Here is a 4,132-nt window from a genome sequence, read left to right as displayed (position 1 = left end):
CCGTTTGCGACAGCTTGTATATAATACCACGGTCCCCAAGGACTGTCAACTGTTTTTTTAGTCTTTTTTGCTTTTTTTGTAAAAAAAGCCTATCGCCGAGCGATAGGCTGGTTAGCTATAGGATTAGTTGGCCTTGCTGAAGATGACATCGGTGGTCAAGCCTTCATTATCGGCGGTGGTGGTGATCTTAAAGCCCAGGCCTTCTGCGGCAAAGCGGACGGGGACAATGGTCCGACCACCTGAGGACAGGTAGGGGGCAACGTCCATGGTCTTGGTCTTGCCGTTATCGGTGAAGGTCTTTTCGCCGATGGTCATGACGACGGTCTTGTCGGCCATCTGGATATGGATGGTCTGGTCGGCGGCCTTGTAGTCCACCTTGGCGCCGAAGGCTTCAGCCAGGGCCCGCAGGGGGACGAAGGTCCGGTTATCCTGAATGAAGGGGGCGGTGTCCATGGCCTTTTGCTCATTGCCGATGACCAGGGACTTTAAGCCGATGGTCATGCGGACCTGGTTGGCGGCCAGGCCCGATTTCCCCACCATAATCTGGAAGGGGTAGCGTTCCAGGACCTTGCCGGCGGTATCGAAGGCCCGGAGTTCCAGGTCGACGGTGCCTTCCCGGTCAGCCTTGAACTTGAGCTGGCCCTTGCCGGAGGCTAAAAAACCTGCCGGATCGGCAACGGAGGCGGTGACCCTGGCGGCGGCGTTTTCCTTATGGATAACGGCGACGCCCAGGGCCTTGGCCCGGCTGTCGGTTTGCTTTAAGGCAATGTCAATGCTTTCAGCCTTGTCCTTGTCGACCTGGGTCCGGGCCAAGCTGAAGTTGCCCGGGGTGGCCGGGCTAGGGCTTTCCGGCGTGGACGGGGTCGGGGTTTCGCTGGCACTGCTGCGGATGACCAGGCGCTTGTCGATATTCTGGTCCCCATACATGATCCGCAGGGTGACGATGCTCCCTTCCGGGGCATCCTGGGCAACGGTGAAGCCGCCCTTGATGAAGCTGCCGGCCACAATGGGGCCGCTGTAGCTATAGACGGCGTCATCAGAGACATCGGTCATCCGGCCCTGGTCATTGAGGTAGATCCGAGGCTTAACGGTGCTGCCGGGCTTGACTTCCGAGGGGTAGACCGCTGTCAGCTGGCCGCTGGCCGGCGCAGGGGCCGGGGCGGCGGTCACCTTGGCATCGGCAGACAGGAAGTGGTTGCCTGCCCCGGCCATCCGGACCTTGACCAGGTCGCCATCAGCGGCTGCCCGGGGCAGGGCCAGCTGGAGGGACCCACGGGCGGCAGCGTCTGCAGACAGCTGACCGGCCAGGTACTGGTCGCCCAGGTAGACATGGTACCAGTCGCCGGCCTTGGCGCCCTTGTATTGGAGGGTGAGGTCGCTGGACCCGGCCCTTACCTGGCCCAGGCTCAAGTCATCTGCCGCCAGGCCCACTTGGGGCAGGCTGGTGACCGCTAAAGCCCCGGCACACAGTAATGCGATTCCTTGTTTTTTCATATGTCCTCCTCGACGCTTCTGCGTCAAAACCTCTAGCGCGTAATATGCACAATGCGGTCTTTGCCATTACGGCTGGCTTCTACGCTAAAGCCCATGGCTTCAGTGATAAAGCGAACCGGGACCATGGTATGGCCATCCTCAGATACATAGGGGGCCACGTCCATAAAGGCCACCTGGCCATTTTTGTGATAATAGGTCATATCAACGGTCATGACCAGGGTCTGGTCTTTTTGGCTGACGGTAATAATCCGTGTGGCCGCATCATAATCAACTTGAAAACCGAAGGCTTCCGCCGTTGCCCGCAGGGGAATAAAGGTCCGGCCGGCGCTAACCCGGGGGGCCTTGGGCAGGGTGAGGCGGTTGCCGTTTAATTGGGCTTCAGTTTTGCCCATAAATAAAGTCACCACAGTGCCGGCCTGGACCGGCTCCTCTGCCCGGGCCGGGCTGGCTGCCAAAAGGCTACCGGCCACCAGGACGGTGCAAAGGACTGCGCTGATCTGTTTTTTGAATGTTTTTTTGACTGATGTGATGTTCATATTTTTTCTCCATCGCTCCTCTCAACAGTTGCTATGATAGCTTAATACGAGAAGAGATGGGCGTCAAGCCGGTAACAATATTATGTAAAAAAGCTTTACAATTGACTTTTTTTGTTACCGAATGGTCAAAAATCCATTTTTTATAGCTGATTGGCAACAAAGCACTGGGCTTTTCGATGGACTCAGCCCGGCGACGAGTAACAATTTGGTAACGTTCTCCACTGAGGGCCCCTGCCTATAAAGATACGCCATCCGGCGGCAAAGGGCAAGGCTCAGAAAAAGCCTGCCGGCAGGCAGGCTGGTGTCGCTTATTCTTTTTCAGCCTGCATTTCCATCCGGCGGCCAATCCCGTACCAGAGCCAATAGGAATTGACGATAAACTGCCAAATCACCCAGAGAACCACCAGACAGGCAATGATGAATTCCAGGCCACCCACCAGGGTGAGCCCCTTGTAAATAATAGAGCTTAGGGCGAAATAGTTATCCCGGAAGACAAAGAGGAACATGGTGGAAATCCCCATGGGGAAGGTGAAGCTGGCAAAGGTTACACAGAAGGGCAGGATGGAAAAAATCCGGATATTGCTGTAGAACCAGAAGAGGAAGCCCTGGCTCAGGGCAAAGAGGGCCAGGCCTGCAATAAAGGGCACCTGGGGAAAGGCGGCGTTCAGGCCCAGGTAGACCACACTGGGGGCCGCGCACATAATGGCCTTGGTGGGCTGGAGCTTGTAGTGGAGCTCGTCATGGCCCAGGACCCGGATAAACATAAAGGGGGTCATGATGGTATAGGCGCAGATGGCATAGATGGCCACGACCAGGGCCAGGCGGTTAAAGTCCATCTGCATGCCGGTGATGGCTGCTACCCCAATCCCGACAAAAATCAGGTACCAGACCGGGGTCAGGGCCAGAAAGGCAAAGTTCTTCCGGACATACTGCTGGAGGAAGAGGGTAATCAGGACCAGGTTACAGGCAAAGGCCACTGTCCAAATGGCGTGGGCCAGGGGCGCATCCAGCTTTAGGAGCTGGACACACATAAAGTAGACGCTCATGATCCCCGTTTGGTAGGCCGCCATCCCGGCCGGGGAAGTCAGCTCCTTCATAAAGGTCCCGGGCAGGTAGAGGGCCCGGAGAAAAACCGCCAGGATAATAAAGGCCGTAAAAATGGCCGAGGGCACCCGCCAATCGGCCAGGCCCAGGTAATTGATGGCATTGGTCATACTGGCCACCCCCAGACAGATGGTCATCCACTGGATATAGGCCCGCCGTAAAAATTCTTGGAAATGGTCTGCCAGGCGGATTTTTGCCGGCCTTCCCTGCTCTTCCTTCAAGGGATCACTCCTTATCAATGAACGTTTTTTAGCCGCAACAAAACCGACCCTGCCGAGGCAAGGCCGGTTCCTTTTATATTTTAGTAGTTCTTGAAAATGACGCTGGCGGTGGTGCCATCGTTATTTTGGGTGGTGCTGACTTTAAAGCCCATGGCTTCTGCTGCAAAACGGACCGGAATCATGGTCCGGCCGGCAGAGGCCTGGATATAGGGGGCCACGTCCATGGCCTTGGTTTGCCCGTTGACGGTGTAGTTCTTGTTACCGATAGGCATAACGATTGTATTGCCGTCTAAGCGGATGGTCACCCGGTAGTCTTTTTGATCAAAGTCCACCTTGGCCCCAAAGGCTTCGGCCACTGCCCGCAGGGGGACAAAGGTCCGGTTGCTTTGGATGATAGCCGGGGCATCAATGGTTTTTTTCTGGCCATTGATGAGCATGTCGACGGAATTGATGTTCATGATGACACCGGTTTTACCGCGGGGGACGCCGGGCACATTCCAGGGCTTATCAGACCCGGACTGGTCCACAACGGTCAGGGTTTGGGTATCGGTCCGGCCACCGGCTACAGCGGTGACGACCACTTTTTCGCCAACATACTTGTCATCATTCTTGATGGTAAAGCCACCCTTGGCCCGACCGGCGGTTTCCAGGGCGTTCCCGGTATAGGTAAAGACAGCGGTCGCGGATACGTCCATGGTTTCCCCGTCTTTATTTTTCAGGTAGACCTTGGGTTGGACGGTTTCGCCCACTTTAACCTTGCTGGAAGGGTATTCCAGA

4 protein-coding genes are annotated in these 4,132 nt (G+C 56.2%); all 4 read right to left on the bottom strand.

Going from position 1 to position 4,132, the window contains the following annotated elements:
• Positions 1–123: 123 nt before the first annotated feature.
• Positions 124–1,494 carry a copper amine oxidase N-terminal domain-containing protein gene (locus tag ACKQTC_RS09140; protein WP_408978136.1) on the bottom strand — a complete coding sequence of 457 codons (1,371 nt, stop codon included), beginning with the start codon at positions 1,492–1,494 and terminating at the stop codon, positions 124–126.
• Between the two features lie 32 nt (positions 1,495–1,526).
• Positions 1,527–2,030: a copper amine oxidase N-terminal domain-containing protein gene (locus ACKQTC_RS09135; RefSeq protein ID WP_408978135.1), complete on the bottom strand. Its 504-nt coding sequence runs from the start codon at positions 2,028–2,030 to the stop codon at positions 1,527–1,529.
• Between the two features lie 308 nt (positions 2,031–2,338).
• Entirely contained in the window at positions 2,339–3,355 is a 1,017-nt protein-coding gene (locus ACKQTC_RS09130) for an SLAC1 family transporter (protein ID WP_408978134.1), read from the bottom strand.
• An 80-nt stretch (positions 3,356–3,435) separates the two neighbouring features.
• A partial coding sequence (locus tag ACKQTC_RS09125) for a copper amine oxidase N-terminal domain-containing protein (RefSeq protein ID WP_408978133.1) occupies positions 3,436–4,132 on the bottom strand: 697 nt, incomplete at its 5' end.

The organism is Peptococcus simiae (genome assembly GCF_046097595.1).
Lineage (GTDB): Bacteria > Bacillota > Peptococcia > Peptococcales > Peptococcaceae > Peptococcus > Peptococcus simiae.
This window is presented reverse-complemented; position numbering and strand designations above follow the sequence as displayed.

Coding starts and splice junctions, on each gene's coding strand:
- ACKQTC_RS09140 (WP_408978136.1), bottom strand. CDS start 1,494: ATGAAAAAACAAGGAATCGCATTACTGTGTGCCGGGGCTTTAGCGGTC.
- ACKQTC_RS09135 (WP_408978135.1), bottom strand. CDS start 2,030: ATGAACATCACATCAGTCAAAAAAACATTCAAAAAACAGATCAGCGCA.